This is a genomic window from Aeromonas sp. 1805 (assembly GCF_013085525.1).
Lineage (GTDB): Bacteria > Pseudomonadota > Gammaproteobacteria > Enterobacterales > Aeromonadaceae > Aeromonas > Aeromonas hydrophila.
This window is the reverse complement of record NZ_CP038515.1, coordinates 3,206,822-3,223,604: the sequence shown is the minus strand read 5'-3', so window position 1 is coordinate 3,223,604 and position 16,783 is coordinate 3,206,822. Positions and strand designations below refer to the sequence as shown.

At 61.7% G+C, this 16,783-nt stretch carries 16 protein-coding genes; 7 read left to right on the top strand and 9 right to left on the bottom strand.

The genetic code is table 11. The annotated features are described in order from the left end of the window. Positions 1–54: 54 nt before the first annotated feature. The 3 genes from E5E96_RS15195 to E5E96_RS15185 all read right to left on the bottom strand — a co-directional run bounded on the left by E5E96_RS15195 (position 55) and on the right by E5E96_RS15185 (position 3,767). Positions 55–1,089 (bottom strand): sensor histidine kinase, encoded by a 1,035-nt coding sequence (locus E5E96_RS15195; RefSeq protein ID WP_011706627.1) that lies wholly within the window; start codon positions 1,087–1,089, stop codon positions 55–57. A 106-nt stretch (positions 1,090–1,195) separates the two neighbouring features. After that, on the bottom strand, positions 1,196–2,617 hold the full coding sequence (locus tag E5E96_RS15190) for a sigma-54 dependent transcriptional regulator (protein ID WP_029303977.1): 1,422 nt from the start codon (positions 2,615–2,617) through the stop codon (positions 1,196–1,198). 277 nt (positions 2,618–2,894) lie between these two features. Next, a complete protein-coding gene (locus tag E5E96_RS15185) occupies positions 2,895–3,767 on the bottom strand; it encodes a DUF2726 domain-containing protein (protein WP_171282510.1) in 873 nt (290 codons plus the stop codon). A 211-nt stretch (positions 3,768–3,978) separates the two neighbouring features. Between E5E96_RS15185 and E5E96_RS15180 the strand changes: the two genes are divergently transcribed. The 3 genes from E5E96_RS15180 (at position 3,979) to ppx (ending at position 8,116) form a co-directional block, all read left to right on the top strand. Further along, positions 3,979–4,491, top strand: coding sequence for a glycine cleavage system protein R (locus E5E96_RS15180; RefSeq protein ID WP_016351315.1), 513 nt, complete (start codon positions 3,979–3,981; stop codon positions 4,489–4,491). Positions 4,492–4,566: 75 nt separating this feature from the next. Beyond that, positions 4,567–6,636 (top strand): polyphosphate kinase 1, encoded by a 2,070-nt coding sequence (gene ppk1 / locus E5E96_RS15175; protein ID WP_044799672.1) that lies wholly within the window; start codon positions 4,567–4,569, stop codon positions 6,634–6,636. Then, entirely contained in the window at positions 6,626–8,116 is a 1,491-nt protein-coding gene (ppx, locus tag E5E96_RS15170) for an exopolyphosphatase (protein ID WP_065478294.1), read from the top strand. Before ppk1 ends, ppx begins: the two co-directional genes overlap by 11 nt. 63 nt (positions 8,117–8,179) lie before the next feature. On the opposite strand, the gene E5E96_RS15165 is transcribed toward ppx, so the two are convergent. Beyond that, positions 8,180–9,445, bottom strand: a complete 1,266-nt coding sequence (locus E5E96_RS15165) for a TIGR03503 family protein (protein WP_011705466.1) — start codon at positions 9,443–9,445, stop codon at positions 8,180–8,182. Continuing rightward, positions 9,442–10,176, bottom strand: a complete 735-nt coding sequence (gene dnaQ, locus E5E96_RS15160) for a DNA polymerase III subunit epsilon (RefSeq protein WP_011705465.1) — start codon at positions 10,174–10,176, stop codon at positions 9,442–9,444. The genes E5E96_RS15165 and dnaQ overlap by 4 nt, the downstream gene beginning before the upstream one ends. A 52-nt stretch (positions 10,177–10,228) precedes the next feature. On the opposite strand from dnaQ, the gene rnhA reads away from it, so the two are divergent. Next, positions 10,229–10,693 carry a ribonuclease HI gene (gene rnhA, locus E5E96_RS15155; protein WP_017409841.1) on the top strand — a complete coding sequence of 155 codons (465 nt, stop codon included), beginning with the start codon at positions 10,229–10,231 and terminating at the stop codon, positions 10,691–10,693. A gap of 51 nt (positions 10,694–10,744) precedes the next feature. Here the strand turns inward: rnhA and E5E96_RS15150 are convergent, their stop codons facing one another. Continuing rightward, a complete protein-coding gene (locus tag E5E96_RS15150; RefSeq protein ID WP_016350242.1) occupies positions 10,745–11,467 on the bottom strand; it encodes a class I SAM-dependent methyltransferase in 723 nt (240 codons plus the stop codon). A 71-nt stretch (positions 11,468–11,538) separates the two neighbouring features. Between E5E96_RS15150 and gloB the strand changes: the two genes are divergently transcribed. Both gloB and E5E96_RS15140 read left to right on the top strand, forming a co-directional pair. Further along, positions 11,539–12,303: a hydroxyacylglutathione hydrolase gene (gloB, locus tag E5E96_RS15145; protein WP_171282509.1), complete on the top strand. Its 765-nt coding sequence runs from the start codon at positions 11,539–11,541 to the stop codon at positions 12,301–12,303. A 70-nt stretch (positions 12,304–12,373) separates the two neighbouring features. After that, positions 12,374–13,921, top strand: coding sequence for a LysM peptidoglycan-binding domain-containing protein (locus E5E96_RS15140; RefSeq protein WP_171282508.1), 1,548 nt, complete (start codon positions 12,374–12,376; stop codon positions 13,919–13,921). A gap of 86 nt (positions 13,922–14,007) precedes the next feature. Here E5E96_RS15140 and E5E96_RS15135 read toward each other — a convergent pair whose 3' ends face one another. Next, a complete protein-coding gene (locus E5E96_RS15135) occupies positions 14,008–14,853 on the bottom strand; it encodes an endonuclease/exonuclease/phosphatase family protein (protein ID WP_016350239.1) in 846 nt (281 codons plus the stop codon). Positions 14,854–14,964: 111 nt separating this feature from the next. Here E5E96_RS15135 and E5E96_RS15130 point away from each other — a divergent pair, with 111 nt between their 5' ends. Further along, the gene (locus tag E5E96_RS15130) at positions 14,965–15,189 is read left to right on the top strand and encodes a hypothetical protein (protein ID WP_005299261.1); all 225 of its coding nucleotides are present in this window, start codon (positions 14,965–14,967) and stop codon (positions 15,187–15,189) included. 6 nt (positions 15,190–15,195) lie between these two features. Here the strand turns inward: E5E96_RS15130 and yciA are convergent, their stop codons facing one another. Together yciA and E5E96_RS15120 are read right to left on the bottom strand one after the other, a co-directional pair. Continuing rightward, positions 15,196–15,591, bottom strand: a complete 396-nt coding sequence (gene yciA, locus E5E96_RS15125; RefSeq protein ID WP_005299258.1) for an acyl-CoA thioester hydrolase YciA — start codon at positions 15,589–15,591, stop codon at positions 15,196–15,198. 140 nt (positions 15,592–15,731) lie between these two features. Continuing rightward, entirely contained in the window at positions 15,732–16,544 is an 813-nt protein-coding gene (locus E5E96_RS15120; protein WP_171282507.1) for an NAD-dependent epimerase/dehydratase family protein, read from the bottom strand. Between the last annotated feature and the right edge of the window lie 239 nt (positions 16,545–16,783).

The following is a 16,783-nucleotide window of genomic DNA, read 5'->3' as shown; positions in this document are numbered from 1 at the left end:
CTCCCACCACAGCCAACCTGGCCGCTGCAATATTCATTTCCACGAGCCTGACGCTCATGCTACACCCCCCAGCTGCACCGCTTGCTGGTGCAGGGGGAACGACAGGGTAAAACAGGTCCCCTCGCCGGGTACCGAGGCCACGCTGACCTCGCCCTGATGGGCACGGACCACGGATTGCACCACCGCCAGCCCAAGGCCTGTGCCCTGGGAGCGGGTGGTGAAGAAGGGTTCGAAAATCTGGCTGAGCAGGTGAGCGGGCATCCCCTTGCCATTGTCGAGAATGCGCAGCTCCACCCGGGCGCCGCTGCGCACCGCGCTCACCAGAAGCGAGGTGGCGCCGGCCTGCTGGGCGTTGGCGATGAGGTTGTTGACCGCCCCCGCCAGCGCGCTGCTGTTGGCCAGCAGGCAGAGATCGGGCTCCGGTGCCTCCATGTGCAGCTCACAGCCCTGCTGGCTGCAAAATGCCTCGGCGCCGGCCTGCACCTCGGCCAGCAACCCCTGCACCGACGTCGGGGTCACCACCTGGTTGTCGCCGTTGCGGGCAAACAGCAGGATGTCGCTGATCTGTTTCTCGAGATCCTGCAGGCGCGCCATCAGCTTTTGCTGGAACTGGCTGCGGGATTCAGGTTTGAGGGTGCGGTTGGCCAGGTTGGCCGCATAGAGCATGGCGGCGGAGAGTGGCGTGCGGATCTGGTGGGCCAGCGAGGCGGCCATGTTGCCAAGGGCGGACAACCGCTTCATGTGGTTGATGCGGTCTTGCAGCTGGCGGGTTTCGGTCAGATCGTTGATGAACACCAGCTGGCCAGGCTGATCCGGCAGCGGCTGGGTCGACAGCTGAACCCGGCGCCCATCGCGCAAGGAAATCTCGTGGCCGTCATCCTCGCGGGGCTGGAAACAGCGGTCGATGATCTGGCGCCAGGCCTGGCCTTCCAGCGGCTCCCCCAGCAGCGCCTTGGCGGCCGGGTTGGCGCGGGTGATCCGGCCCTCGCCGTCGAGCAGCAAGACACCGGTGGGCAGCGCCGTGAAGATGGCGTAAAGCTGGCTCACCTCGTGAGACTGGAGCGGGGTATCCTGCGGCTGGGCTGTCATAAAGCTGACCTCAAACTGGCGACTGAGTCAGCTTATTCAATTTCCATGCCACTAAAATTCACGTATAAAATCAAAGCCTTGAAGCTTGGCGTCAAGGCTTTGACCCTTATGCTTCCTTGCTCATCCCGTATTTTTTCATCTTCTCCACCAGGGTGGTACGGCGCATGCCGAGCAGGTCAGCGGCGCGGGCCACCACCCCGTCCTGGGACTCCAGCGCCTGGCGGATCAGTTCCACCTCAAGGTCGGCCAGCATCTCCTTGAGGTTGACCCCCTCCTCCGGCAGTTGCATGGCGCGGGCGTGGCTGGCGGGCAGATCCAGCTCGGGCGGATCCTGGAACACGGCGGCCAGCGCATCGCGCTCGTCCATCTCGGTCAGCCGCTCGTCCCGCGGCTCGCACGGCAGCAACCGATAGCGGCTCGGCAAGTCAGCCACGTCGACGATCTGCTGCGGATAGAGGATGAGCAGCCGCTCCAGCAGGTTGGAGAGCTCGCGCACGTTGCCGGGCCAGGGGTACTGCATCAGGGATTCCATGGCGCGCTGGGTCAGGCGGATCATCCCCTGATGCAGCTCGGCATGGCGGTTGAGCAGCTCCTGCAGCAGCAGCGGGATGTCATCGGCCCGCTCCCGCAGCGGCGGGGTCTCGATGGGGAAGACGTTGAGGCGATAGTAGAGATCTTCACGAAAACCCTGGGTACGGATCATGGCTTCCAGATCCCGGTGGGTGGCCGCGATGATGCGCACATCCGCCTGAATGGGCTTGCCGCCGCCAACCCGATCAAACAACCGCTCCTGCAGCACCCGCAGCAGCTTGACCTGCATCGGCAGCGGCATGTCGCCGATCTCGTCGAGAAACAGGGTGCCCCCCTGTGCCAGCTCGAAGCGGCCGCGCCGGGCCGCGATGGCGCCGGTGAAGGCCCCCTTCTCGTGGCCGAACAATTCGCTTTCGAGCAGCTCAGCCGGAATGGCGCCGCAGTTGATGGGTACGAAGGGGCCCTGGCTTCGGCCGGACAGCTCATGGATGGCGCGGGCCACCACTTCCTTGCCGGTACCCGATTCGCCGAGGATCAGCACATTGGCATCGGTCTCTGCCACCTGGCTGATGAGCCGACGCACCTCCTGGATCCCCTTGCCCTTGCCCACCAGCAGGCGCAGCAGCGCCTGTCCCTTGTCGTGGGTCTGCTGACGGGGATGGAGGGAGACGAAGGCCTGGCAAAAGTGCAGATGGCGGGTCAGGGATTCGTAGGTGAAGGGCGCCTCGGCCACTCCGATGAAGTTGCTGTTGGGGAAGTCGGCCTCCACCAGCGACAGGAAAGGCACCCGGGGGAATCCGGTCAGCAGCTCGCCCAGCGGGCGGCCGTTGAGGGAGCCGGTCAACACCCCCTGCAGCGGGCCGGATGACTCGATGGCCACATCCAGATCGCCCTCGGCAACGTCCTGCCAGGGGATCCCCATGAACGAGAGAACTGTCCCCAACTGTTGGCGCCGCTGCGCATCGGCGTCAACAATCAACACTCCCATTGCCATCATATCCATCCCTCTATTCTCGACGTAACTTATTGTTTTATTGTGCTTATGTGGTCAAACCACGCACTTTATGCAGGATGCACAAAGTGCCAAAATTCCGACGCATTGTCAAAATTTGTCGCATTTCACCTAAGTTTATCGACCCAACGGCGCAACAAGATAAATTTTGTCGCCTCTTTTTTTGGGTACGGTGGGCAGGCAGCGGGCAAGCAAGAGAGGCAGGAACACGAGCAGATGCGCCTGTTTGCGGCCGGCAGCAGGCCGCAGACAGGCGGTGGGATCAATGGCGGGCGTGAGTATGGGGGGCGGCGTAGCGGCACTCGGGGAAGCGGCTGCAGGCCAGGAACAGCCGGCCGGCATGGGGGCCCTTCTTGGCTTCCCGCTCCACCAGCGGCGCATCACAGCGCGGGCAGTGCGGCACCTGATGGGGATACTCTTCCTCCTCATCCTCCTCTACCTCGGCAAACAGATTCTCCACCAGCTCGGCATCGGCCGCCGGCAGCGGCGCGCTGCGCGGTGATACGATCGCCTTGATGGGGGCTACGGCCGGGGCACGACCGCCATGGCGAGGCTCTTCCACCTCGACCCGATCCAGCTGCAGGGGGCTGAAAGTGGGCTCGCGGCGATCACCTGGCAGCAGATCCTCATCCGGAGCACGGCGGGGACCGCTTAGCAGCGGCAGGATCTGTTCGCGCAGCTCCTCGACCTGATAATGGCTGCTTGCCGGGATCTGCAACAGCGGCAGACCGGCGCTGTCAAAGGCGGCCTTGAGGAAACTGTCGCGCACCTTGCGCTTCTGGTGGCGATGGGAGCTGTCATCGAGCTCGATGGCGCAGATGAAGGAGAGATCGGAGGGGTGGCAGAGCAGATAGTCCACATGCTTGGCGCTGATCTTGTTGAACGCCTGCTGCCACTTGCTCTTGCCCATGCCCGTCTCCGGCGTCAGCACATCGGCCACCCGCACCTTGGCAAAGACCCGGGCCTGGTCGCCGACCGCCAGATCCAGCACGCCGAGGAAGGAGCGTTCGGCGGGGCTGAACAGGGTCTCCTGCAGATCATAGGGCAGCGCCTTGCCCTTCTTGCCCCTGCTCCAGAAGATCGCCAGCAGCAGCAACACCAACAACACCAATCCCGATACGACAAGGCTATTCATACGCGCACATCCCGTTCACAAGAGCTATCCGGTTCACAATACAAAACAGGGGCATCACTCTACCACGGTGCAGCGGGCGCAGGCAGTGCAGAAATGGCGCCCACCCCCTCCCGGCGGCGCTTTTTCGCCATATTTGCGGTGGGCGGGGCTTCATATGGCCTGTGACAGCAGGCACAATGCTACGGAGTACCCATTTTCCAAGGAGAGCAGGATGCAAAAGCAATTGGTCGTGACCGTGATAGGCGCTGACAAGCCCGGTATCGTCGAGAGTCTGGCGGACGTCATCACCCACCAGCAGGGCAACTGGCTGGCCAGTTCCATGAGCGAGCTGGCGGGACAATTTGCCGGCATCCTGCACGTCAGCGTGCCTGACGAGCACTACCGCAGCCTGTGCGAGGCGCTGGTGATGCTGCCCGGCCTTACCGTCAGCTTCGCCGAAGGCCAGCTCAGCCAGGAGCCGGAACGGCAGGTGATGGTCAGCGTCACCGGCAACGACCGGGCCGGCATCGTCCACGAAGTGGCCAGCATCCTGCGTCAGCTCAACATCAACGTGGCCGACCTCACCACCGGCTGCGAACCGGCTCCCCACTCCGGCGCCCCGCTCTTCTACGCCCATGCTCTGGTGGCGCTGCCGCCCCGACTCGAACTGGGGGATCTCATCAGCGCGCTGGAGTCGCTGTCGGACGATCTGGTGGTCGACATCGATCAGGCCATCATCGACTGAGCGGATGGTCATCAATCTGTCATATTTCCACGCCATAACTGCCGCGCAGACGCGACCTGACCACAGAGGCATCACATGAGCACCGACAAGCAGTATGAAGAGAAGGAGCTGAGTTGGCTCTCATTCAATGAACGGGTGTTGCAAGAGGCAATGGACAAGACGGTCCCGCTCATCGAGCGGGTCCGCTTCCTCGGGATCTTCTCCTCCAACCAGGACGAGTTCTTTAAAGTGCGGGTGTCGGACGTCAAGCGCCGCATCCTGATCAACGAGGTGCACGGCGGCGACGACGAGGCCAAGGTGCTGCTGCGCGCCATCCAGCAGAAGGTGATGGCGCTCGGCGAGGCGTTCGACAACACCTACAAGGAGCTGTTGATCGCGCTAGCCCGCCACAACATCTTCCTGGTCAACGAGTACCAGCTCTCCGAGTCCATCCAGCAGTGGCTGCGGGTCTTCTTCAAGGAGAAGGTGCTGCGCCACATCATCCCGATCCTGCTCAACAAAGAGGTCAACCCGGTCAAGTTCCTGAAAGACGAGTACACCTATCTGGCCATAGAGATGAAGAAGAACGGGCAGGTGATCCAGTACGCGCTGGTGGAGGTACCGACCGACGATCTGCCCCGCTTCTTCCAGCTGCCGCCGGAAGGGACCCGTCGCAAGAAGCAGATCATCATCCTCGACAACGTCATCCGCTTCTGTCTCGACGAGATCTTCAAGGGCTTCTTCGACTACGACGAGATAGCCGCCTACGCGGTCAAGCTGACCCGGGATGCCGAATACGATCTCTCCGACCAGCTGGACTTGAGCCTGGTGGACAAGATGAGTGACGGCTTGAAGCAGCGTCTCACCGCCATGCCGGTGCGCTTCGTCTACGAGCGGGAGATGCCGGCGGCGATGATCAGCTTCCTGAAGCTCAAGCTGCAGATCAGCTCCTACGACGCCATCATGCCGGGCGGCCGTTATCACAATTTCAAGGATTTCATCGGCTTCCCCAACGTGGGCCGGGACTATCTGGAAAACCCCAAGCTGCCGGCGCTGGATTGCCGTGATTTTGACGGCTTCGTCAACGCCTTCGACGCCATCACCAAGCAGGACATACTGCTCTACTACCCGTACCACAAGTTTCACCACTTCACCGAGCTGGTGCGTCAGGCGGCGTTCGATCCGGCGGTCAGCGCCATTCGCATCAATATCTACCGGGTAGCCAAGAAGTCGCGCATCATCCACTCCCTGATCGACGCCGCCAACAACGGCAAGAAGGTGACCGTGGTGGTAGAGCTGCGCGCCCGCTTCGACGAGGCGGCCAACATCGACTGGGCCAACATCCTGACCGATGCCGGCGTCAAGGTGGTGTTCGGAGTGCCGAGCCTCAAAATCCACTCCAAGCTCTGCCTCATCACCCGCCACGAGCAGGGTGAGGCGGTGCGCTACGCCCACATCGGCACCGGCAACTTCAACGAGAAGACGGCGAAAATCTATACCGACTTCTCCCTGCTGACCCGTCACCCAGACATCACCGCCGAGGTGGAGGGGGTGTTCGAGTACATCGAATATCCCTATCGGCGCTACAAGTTCAACCACCTGCTGGTCTCCCCCATCAACAGCCGCCGCCAGCTCTACCGGCTCATCGACAATGAACTGGCCAACGCCAAGGCGGGCCAGCCGAGCGGCATCACCCTCAAGATCAACAACCTGGTGGACAAGGATCTGATCAACCGGCTCTATGCCGCCGGTCAGGCCGGGGTGCCCATCCAGATGATCATCCGCGGCATGTGTGCCCTGCGTCCGGGCGTGCCGGGCCTCAGTGACAACATCAGGGTGATCAGCATCATCGACCGCTTCCTTGAGCACCCGCGGGTGATGGTGTTCCACAACAAGGGCAATCCACAGCTCTATATCTCCAGCGCCGACTGGATGAGCCGCAACATCGACGGCCGCATCGAGGTGGGCACCCCCATCTATGACGAGCGGCTCAAGCAGCGCATCCTCGACATTCTCGAGCTACAACTGAGTGACACCTGCAAGGCGCGGGTCATCGATGCCGACCAGAAGAACGAGTACGTGAAGCGGGGCAACCGCCGCAAGATCCGTTCCCAGGTCGCGATTTACGACTACCTCAAACGCATAGAGTCAAATAATGGACAATAGCCTGTACGCCGCCGTGGATCTGGGCTCGAACAGCTTTCACATGGTCATCGCCCGCCTCACCGAAGGACGGCTGCAGATCGTCGATCGGATAAAAGAACGGGTGCGGCTGGCAGAGGGAATGGACGGCCAGCGCCGCATGTCTGCCGAAGCCATGACCCGGGGCCTCGACTGCCTCGCCCTGTTTGCCGAGCGGCTGACCAACATCAAGCCGGATCAGATCCGCATCGCCGGCACCTATACATTGCGCCGAGCCAGCAACGCCCGTGAGTTCGTGAGCGAGGCGGCCAAGGTGCTCAACCACCCCATCGAGATCATCAGCGGCCAGGAAGAGGCGCGCCTCATCTATCAGGGGGTCGCCCATACCCAGCACATCGAAGGCCAGGTACTGGTGGTGGACATTGGCGGCGGCAGCACCGAGCTCATCATCGGCGAGGGGTTCGATCACAAGGCGCTCACCAGCCGCAAGATGGGCTGTGTCAGCTTCACCCAGAGCTTCTTTGCCAACGGCAAGCTGAGCGAGAAGGCCTTCAACAATGCCGTGCTGGAAGCCCAGCACCAGCTCGCCCCCATCATCAACCAGTACCGCAAGCTGGGCTGGCAGAGCTGCCTCGGCAGCTCGGGCTCCATTCGCACCGTGCGCGATGTGTTGCAGGGAGAAGAGTGGACCGATGGCGCCATCACCCTGGCCGGGCTGGAGCGGCTCAAGCAAGAGATGATCCGGCACAAGCGGGTCAGCGATCTCAAGCTGGCCGGCCTCACCGAGGAGCGTCAGGAGGTATTTGCCGCCGCTGTGGCCATCCTGCTCGGGCTCTTCACCTCGCTGCCCATCGAGCGGATGGACTATTCCGATGGCGCCCTGCGTGAGGGGCTGCTGTACGAGTTCGAGGAGCGCTTGCAGCACCACGACATTCGCGAGCGCACCGCCCTGGCGCTCTCCACCCACTATCGCATCGACAAGCGTCAGGCTGGCCGGGTCGAACAGAGCGTGCTGACCCTGTTCGATCTGCTCAGCGGCCCCTGGGAGATGCCGGAGGAGCCCTATCGCGCCATCCTCGGCTGGGCGGCGCGGCTGCACGAGATCGGCCTTGCCATCAACTACAGCGGCATTCACCGCCACTCCGCCTATATCCTGCAGCACACCGACCTGCCCGGCTTCAACCAGGACGATCAGGCCCTGCTGGCCGCGCTGGTACGTTTTCACCGCAAGGGGCTCAAGCTCTCCGAACTCCCTTCCCTTCCCAACCACGACGAACAGACGGTGCTGCGCTGCATCCGCATCCTGCGCCTCGCGGTCGCCGCCCACCACAGGCGCCAGGACAACCTGCTGCCCGATTGGCATGTGCAGGCCGCCGGCGATCAGCTGGTGGTCACCCTGCCACTGGACTGGTGCGACGAGAACAAGTTGCTGATGCAGAATCTGGAGAAGGAGCACCGCTACTGTCAGGAGCAGGGCTGGCCACTGCTGTTCCAGCTCGGCTGACGCCGAGCTACCCAGAAATAAAAAAGCCGCCTCGATGGGCGGCTTTTTCATGCGGTTACCCGGTTATTGTTCGGGCAGGTTCAGATCCAGCTTGGCTTCCGGCTTGGCGCTTTCGCTCTCGGCTTTCTGCGCCGCCATCGCTTTTTTCAGTGCTCGCCGCTTTTGCAGCAAGATGAAACCGACGCCGCCCAGCAAGACCAGCAGGATGCCGACCCCACCCAGCAACCAGATCAGCCAGCCGCTGCTCTGTTTTTCCTCGAATTTCACCTGGTTGGGCACTGCAGCCGAGGTTTCAGAAGCCGCAGAGGCCGCCGATGGCTCAGCCGCCAGCACCGGGAAGATATTGAACGATTTCACCGGCAGCGTGACCTGGATCTCGCGGCCCAGCCGGGTCGTGCCAAACAGGGTGGCAGTCACCTCATACTGGCCAACCTCCTTGATGGCGGAGAGATCCACTTCCACCCGGGGTTCGGTCGCCACCGCATTGAACGCCATGCTGGCTCCCACCGTGTTGGTCGCCTTGCCCTCAATCACCACGGAGGCCGGATCCAGCTCATCGGCATCGATCAGGAAGGAGAGTTTGGCGCCAAACTCCTGCGAGGGAGGCGCCAGGGTATAGCTGACCGGCAACGGGTAGATCAGCACGTCCTGATAGCGAGCGCGGGAGAACACCTGATTGCCCGTGCTGTACATGGCCCGGTATTTTCCCGCAGCCACATCCAGCACCGCCTCGGCGGTCATGATGCCGTCACCCGGCACCTCGTCGAGCCCCTTGCCATCGTCACGATAGTGGCCGAGCACTTCGTCAACGATGGGCTCCCCCTCCTGCTTGGCGTCGTTGAAACGCTGCAATCGCACCGTCATGCCAAGGTCGGTGAGGTAATAACCGGCCTTGGGCGGTGCATCGTCGATCAGCAGCCAGGACTTGAGCTTGACCCTTTCTCCCTGATAGAGCTGGGTCGGCAGTTGATCGGTTTCCAGCCTGATGTTCGACAGCAGGCGCACCCGGTTGTCCGGGTCCACCTCGCCGATGGCCTGCCAGGGGCCCGGCATGGGATCGCGGATGGTGATGAGATCCTGATCCTTGAGCGCCAGCCAGCCCACATCGGGGGGCGTCACCTTGCCCACATAGAGCTTGCTGCCGTCCGGACGCACCAGGATCACCGACGGGGTGCCCGGCTTGCGCGTCACGATGAAGGTGATCTCTTTCACCCCGTAATCAATGCGAAAGCGATTGTCGAGCAGGGGAATGTCGGAGGGGGCAAACACCTCGTTGGCCGAGGCCGTCAGCGAGGCCAATAACAGCAGGCCGCTCCATAGCTTGCTCATTGCCGCCACAGGCAGGCTCCTCCTTTTTTCTGCACCAGATCCAGCCGCGCTTCGTGCACCGCCTCAATCTCGGCGCTGGCACGGATCACCTTGAGCGGTGGGCGATTGCTCTCCAGCCGGCGGATGCTGGTGTCCTGATTGCTCTCATTTTCACTGCTCTCGGTAGCCAGATTCAACTTGGTCTGGCCACCCGTCATCAGCAGGTAGACGTCCGCCAGGATCTCCGCATCGAGCAAAGCCCCGTGCAGGGTACGGTGCGAGTTGTCGATACCGTAGCGATCGCACAGCACGTCGAGGTTGTTGCGCTTGCCCGGGAACAGGTCCCGCGCCATCGCCAGGGTATCCGTGATGCCGCAGATGTCGGCAGTCTTGAAATTGAGGCCGAGCTTGCCGAACTCATAGTCCATGAAGCTCACATCAAACGGAGCGTTGTGGGCAATCAGCTCGGCACCGCGGATGAACTCGATGAACTCGTCGGCTATCTGGCTGAACGACGGCTTGTCACGCAGGAACTCGTCGGTGATGCCGTGCACCTGGATGGCCTCGGGGTCCACCAGCCGATCCGGCTTGATGTAGACGTGGAAGTGGTTACCGGTCAGCTTGCGGTTGATCACCTCCACACAGCCGATCTCGATGATGCGGTGTCCCAGATAGACGGGGCCACCGGCGGTGTTCATACCTGTGGTTTCAGTATCCAGAATGATCTGGCGATTCAGTTGGGGTGTGTTCATGATCCAATCTATGTCAAACTTCGGCTTTACCCGCTAGTTTACCCCAAGACTCATGCTAAAAAAGATCGATTTGTATACGGATGGTTCCTGTCTCGGCAACCCGGGCCCTGGCGGCTATGGTGCCGTCATGGTCTATGGCAAGCACCGCAAGGAGCTCGCCGCCGGTTTTCGCCTCACCACCAACAACCGGATGGAGCTGATGGCCGCCATCATGGGGCTGCGCACCCTGAACGAGCCCTGCCAGGTCAGACTCACCACCGACAGCCAGTATGTGCGCCAGGGGATCACCCAGTGGATCATCGGCTGGAAGAAGAAAGGGTGGGTGACTGCCAGCCGCCAGCCGGTCAAGAACGTTGATCTCTGGCAGGCATTGGATGCGGAAGTGGCGCGCCATCAGATCGAATGGCTCTGGGTCAAGGGGCACTCCGGTCACCCGGAAAACGAACGCTGTGACGAGCTGGCCCGCGAGGCCGCCAGCGGCAAGCAGCTGGCCGAGGATACCGGCTACCAGCCCTGATCCAAGTCAGCCTCCCCCATCAGGACCGCCAGCCAGGGCGCCCGAGACTGGCTACCAGCCCTGACGCGCCATGCCCGGCGTCGCAATCGACTCGGGCAAGCGCCAGCGGCGGCGTACCGGCGTCAGGGGGAAGCGCCGCTTGCGCGCCGCTATCACGTAGACGGACGCAAACGGCCTGCAATAATCCCGCCCCACACTCTCCCGCCACCAGCCGATCCGGCTTTGCTTGCCCATGAACGAGTAGCCAAAGCGCTCGTCAAACATCACTTCACACCCGAGCAGCTGCAGCCAGTCGGTGACCCGCGCCGGAGTGAACATGCGGGCCGACCAGGGCAGATGTTGACGCAGGAAAGGCAGGCAGTGGCCGATGCCGACCAGGCTGAGCGGATTGTAGCCGCTGACGATGAGCCAGCCATCGTCGGTCAGTACCCGCTCCGCCTCGCGCAGCACCTGGTGGGGGTCTGGCGAAAAGTCGAGGCAGTGGGCCAGCAGGCAGGCATCCACGCTGCCGGTACGCACCGGCAAGGCCAGTGGATCGCCCTTGAGATCCAGCAATCTGCCGCTGGGGGCAACCCCTATCTGATGGCGAATGGAAGAGCAGCCGCAGGAGAGTTCGGCGCTCAGCGCCCCGACTTTAAGCAGATGATAACCAAACAGATGTGGGCACCAGCTGTCGAGCCGCTCCTGGATCTCGGCGGCTACCCAGTCCCCCATGGGCAGTGCCGACCAGCTGGTCGGGATCTCGATTTGTTGTTCGGTACGTGCCACCTGCATAATAGGGCTCAACTTGGGGTTCGAACGCCATCCAGTTATATAAGATACCCTCCATAAAGAGAAGCAGACTCATGTATCCAGTGATCACAGTTCCTGCCTTTAACGACAACTACATCTGGTTGATCCGACACGAAAATCACTGCCTGGTCGTCGATCCTGGCGATGCCGAACCCGTGCTGGAGCGACTGGCCGCGCTGGACCTGCAGCTCGATGCGATTCTGCTGACCCATCACCACCACGATCATGTGGGAGGAGTCACCGCCCTGCTCGGCTATTTCCCCCATGCCAGACTCTATGGCCCTAAACTTGACCCCATGCCCGCTCATCACGGCCAGTGGCTCGATGACGGAGATCAGATCAACTGGCACGGCCTGAGTCTCGAGGTGATCCATGTGCCCGGCCATACCCATGGCCACATCGCCTATTACGGCCACGGCATGCTGTTTTGTGGCGATACCCTCTTCAGTGCCGGTTGCGGCCGTCTGTTCGAAGGTACCCCGGCCCAGATGCACGCCTCACTGCAACGACTCGCCACCCTGCCCGACGACACCCTCATTTATTGTGCCCATGAGTACACCCTCTCCAACCTGCGCTTCGCCTACGCGGTCGAGCCGGACAACCAGGCGATCCAGCAGCGGATCGGGCTGATCAGCAAGCTGCGCCAGCAGGGTCTGCCGAGTCTGCCCTCACGGCTGGGGGATGAGCGGGAGTTCAACGTTTTTCTGCGATGCGAACAGGATTCCGTGAAATTTTCTGCTGAGAAACACGCCTTAAAATGCTTGGAAAATCCAGAGGATACCTTCACCGTGCTGCGATCCTGGAAGGACGTTTTTTGAACAAACCTTGATCAGGGGGCCATTGCCCCTTATGATGCGAGCTGTTTTTCCTAAAGATGACCTGAGCGAGATGAAGGTACGAACGGCCTTATTGGCGGCGCTGTTTCTCAGCGGCTGCCAAAACCTGAGCCATCAGGATGACCGGGCGCTAACGGCAATCGAGCCGATCAAGTCCCCCCAAGTCAACAAAAAAGCGTATAAAAAACATTCGGCGCGCTTCCTGTTCGGAGACGAACAGATCGACGAACTGGATGACACCGATAACCTGTGGGTGCGTATCAGCGATGATATGCAGTTTGAGCCGCAGGAGAACGACCGTGTCCGCCAGCAGCGTGATTGGTTGTTGCGCAATGATAAGCATCTGGCGACCATTGCCAGCCGGGCTGAGCCCTACCTGTATCTGATGGTAGAGGAAATCGAACGGCGTGAGCTGCCAATGGAGCTTATTACCATCCCCATGATCGAGAGCATGTTCGATCCCCACGCCCGTTCCCGCAGCAATGCGGTGGGTCTGTGGCAGTTCGTTCCTGCGACCGGCAAGAACTTCGGCCTGCGCCACGACAACTGGTACGACGGCCGCCGTGATGTACTGGCCTCCACCAATGCCGCGCTGGATTATCTGGAGTACCTGAACCGTTTCTTCGACGGCGACTGGCTACAGACGCTGGCGGCTTACAATGCCGGTGAAGGACGGGTGCGCAACGCCATCACCCGCAATCAGAAGGCAGGCCGACCGACCGACTACTGGTCACTCGATCTGCCCCGCGAAACCCGGATGTATGTGCCCAAGATCCTGGCCATGGCCGACATGATCCGCAATGCGGACAAGTACAATGTCACCCTGCCGGTGCTGGCCAACAAGCCTCAGCTGCGGGTGGTCAACACCGGCGGCCAGATCGATCTGAACGTGGCAGCCCAGCTGGCAGGCCTGCGTCCGGCTCAGCTGAAAGAGGTCAATCCGGCCCTGACGCGCTGGTCGACCTCACCCAAGGGGCCCTATCGCCTGCTGGTACCGGTCGAGTATGCCGATACCCTGGAGCTGGCCCTGGCCGATCTGCCCCAGAGCGAGCGCATCCGCACCCGCTCCTATCAGGTCACCAGCGGCGACACTCTCTCCCGCATCGCCCAGAATCACGGGGTGAGCGTGCAGCAGCTCAAGCTGGCCAACAACCTGAGTGGCAATCACCTGCGCCGTGGCCAGACCCTGATGATCCCGACCAGCGGCAGCAAGCCGGTGGTCAGTCAGAGCGCTCAGAGCAAGCCACAGCAGCTCGCCAGCCGCAGTGCCGGCAAGATCCAGTACAAGGTACGTGCCGGTGACAATCTGTGGAGCATCAGCCAGGCGCATGGGGTCACCCATGACGAGCTGGCCAAGTGGAACGGTCTCAACGCCAAGTCGGCCTTGAAGCCTGGCATGAAGCTGGTGGTCTGGCCCAAGCAGGGCAAGAGCAGCAACAAGTCCATGGTCTATCAGGTGCGCCGCGGTGATTCCCTCTCCTCCATCGCCGCCCGTTTTCAGGTTGCCGTGATGGATGTGATGCGCTGGAATCAGCTGGGCAAGAGCGATTACCTCAAGCCGGGTCAGGAGCTGACCCTGTTCGTGAAGAACAACAGCTGATCGTTCATCACTTCATAAAAAAATACCCCGCCAAAAGCGGGGTATTTTTTTATCTGGAACAGGCCACCCTAGCGGCCTGTACGGCTTCAGGGAGTGATGGCCTGAGCTGCGAAACGGGCCATGATGGGGTTGTGATCGGAGGCATCGGTCGCCGGGCTGCTCACTTCCACCAGGTCCAGGTTGCGGTAGTAGAGGTGATCGAGCGGCCGGCCGAAGGCGGTCCGGCGCAGATCCGGCACCGGGATCGCCTCCTGCAGCCCCAGTTCTCCCACCAGCTTGTTCAGCCAGAATTCGCGCTTGTCGCTCCAGGTGTTGAAATCTCCGGCCAGAATAACCGGGCCCTGATGGCGATGGATGAGGGCGGTCAGATCGTTGAGCTGCTCGCGAAAGGTCGCCATCCCCAGCTCGAAGTTCACCGCATGCAGGTTCACCACCAGCACGCCGTCAGGATCCCCCTGCAAGGGGTAGAGGCTGACCAGACCGGATTTGGGGATGCGCAGCAGCGGCTCGGGGGAACGCACGCCGCACACGAACGCCTGCGGCGTCTTGGCCACCGTCATCACGCCGAAAGAGACACCGCCCTGGGTAAAGGCTTGCAATTGCTGCCACTGGAAATCACCGGCCTTCAGCCATTCCAGCATGTCGGGGCGGGTCGCCGACTCCTGCAGCAGTACCAGATCCTGGGATTTGGCATACTCGTCCAGCCCTTCGCGCCAGTTTTTACGCTGACCCTTGTAGAGATTCCAGACGGTAATGCCGAACTCGCGGGGCAAGGCGGTGGAAGCCAGCGCCACCAGCGGCGGCTTCTGGCAGTTGGCGCCGGGAATGATGCCCTGCGCCGTGACCAGGTGATCCTGATCCGGCACCTCGAAACAGCCGACCAGTCCCAACGTCAGCAGCGACGTACCCAGAATGCGATAACTATTTTTCATTGGCTAACAACCACCTGCCTCTGCATTGTGTCCTGACCATCACAAATGTCATCGCTGCCGACTAGGCTGATAGCTCGTGTCCGGCCCGGCTCATCCAGAAGGAATTCAACGATGGCGAGACAGCACCAGTACCGCGTGACATTTTATGATCAACAAGGAAATTGTCATCAAGTGGAGCTTTCCACCGTCTATCAGATCAGACGGGATCCCCAGTGCGATCTCTGCCTGTTCGACACCCAGCAGTGCGTCGGCTCGGAAGAGATGCTGGAACGCATGATACGGCAAAAAACCGGGTTTGAGCAGGAAATATCCATCATCAACGCCCGGCTTATCTGAGCCGGATCAGACCGGTACCGGACGGGATTTTCCCTGTTCGTCGATGGCGACATAGGTGAAGATCCCTTCGGTCACGCAGTAGCGCTGGGCCTCGTTTTCACGCAGCACCGGCTTGACCCACACCTCCAGCTTCAGCCGCATGGAGCTGCGACCGATCTTCAGACAGCGCCCGTAGCAACACACCACGTCGCCCACCTTGACCGGACTGTGAAAGGTCATGCCCTCGACGGATACGGTACAAATACGTCCTTTTGCCAGCTCCTTGGCCATGATGCCCCCACCTATATCCATCTGGGACATGATCCAGCCCCCGAAGATATCGCCATTGGGGTTGGTATCGGCTGGCATTGCCAGGGTTCTCAGCAACAGTTCCCCATCGGGGTGACGTCTTGTATCTACCATCTTTACCGCTCTCTCTGTATGGATGGCGGCATGATAGGGGGCGAGCCCCCCCTTGGCAAACCTCAATTGCCCGCCGCGCCGCACCATTGGCGCCACCTGTGCCCCACCTGTGCCCCGCTCTATAGCACCGAACGGGATGCTCAGTGACCCCGGGCCGCCAGCTCGGCAAACCAGTGCGCCGGATCGGGCCAGCGATAGACAAAACCGAGCTGCTCGCAGATGCGCAGCCCCTCGACGGGGAGAAACCGGCCGGCCGGCTCGATGAAAACCGGAGCCGGCAGGCCCAGCTGGCGCGCGGCAAAGGGATAGAACTGCTCCCGGCGCGGGTGTACCGGCGCACTCAGGTTGTAGGCATCCCCATCCTTTCCCTGCGCCAGCAGCAGCTGACAAGCGGCCACCACGTCATCCAGGTGCACCAGGTTCACCGCCTGACCGCCGCCTTCCAGGGTCTTGCCCGCCAGGAAGCGACCGGGATGGCGCTGTGGCCCGTACAACCCGGCCGGGCGCAGCACCATGGCACAGGGAATGCTGACCCCCATCGCCGCCTGCTCGGCGGCCAGCATCCGCATCCCGCGCTCGTGGGCAGGCATGGGGTGTTCATCCTCCCCCTGCCCCGGCGCCCAGACCGAGGTGGCACTCACGAACACCAGCCGCTGCACACCGGCGGCCCGCGCCAGCTCGGCCACCCGCCCGATGGCGGCCGGGTAATCCTCAACCTTGCTCGGCGGCACGCAGATCACCAGCTCGCGGCAGCGAAACGGCAGGGCGGTCAGCCCGGTGCCCAGTTGCAGCGGCCAGGCCTGCAGCCCTTCTGCCGTCAGCTGTGCGGCTTTCTGGGCCGAGCTGACCGTCACCGCCACCTGGCGGCCCTCGGCCTGCAGCGCCCGGGCCAGCGGTAACCCCAGCCAGCCAGCGCCCACGATCCCCGTCTGGTATTCACTCTCTGTTGTCATGACAAAATCCTGGCAAAAAAAAACGGCCATCCATGATGACCGTCGAAAGTAACGAAGGAAATAGCTGGATTAACCAGTTACCTCCCACAGCGGGAAAATCGGGAGCGCAGGCTCCTAATTCGTGGGGCCTATGCTAGTGGCAGGCAGTCCAAAAAGCTTTGAAGCGGATCACAGTTGAAAAGGATTTCTGAAAACGCTTTCAATTTTTCCGCAAAACAGGGGAGCAACATTGGCCCATT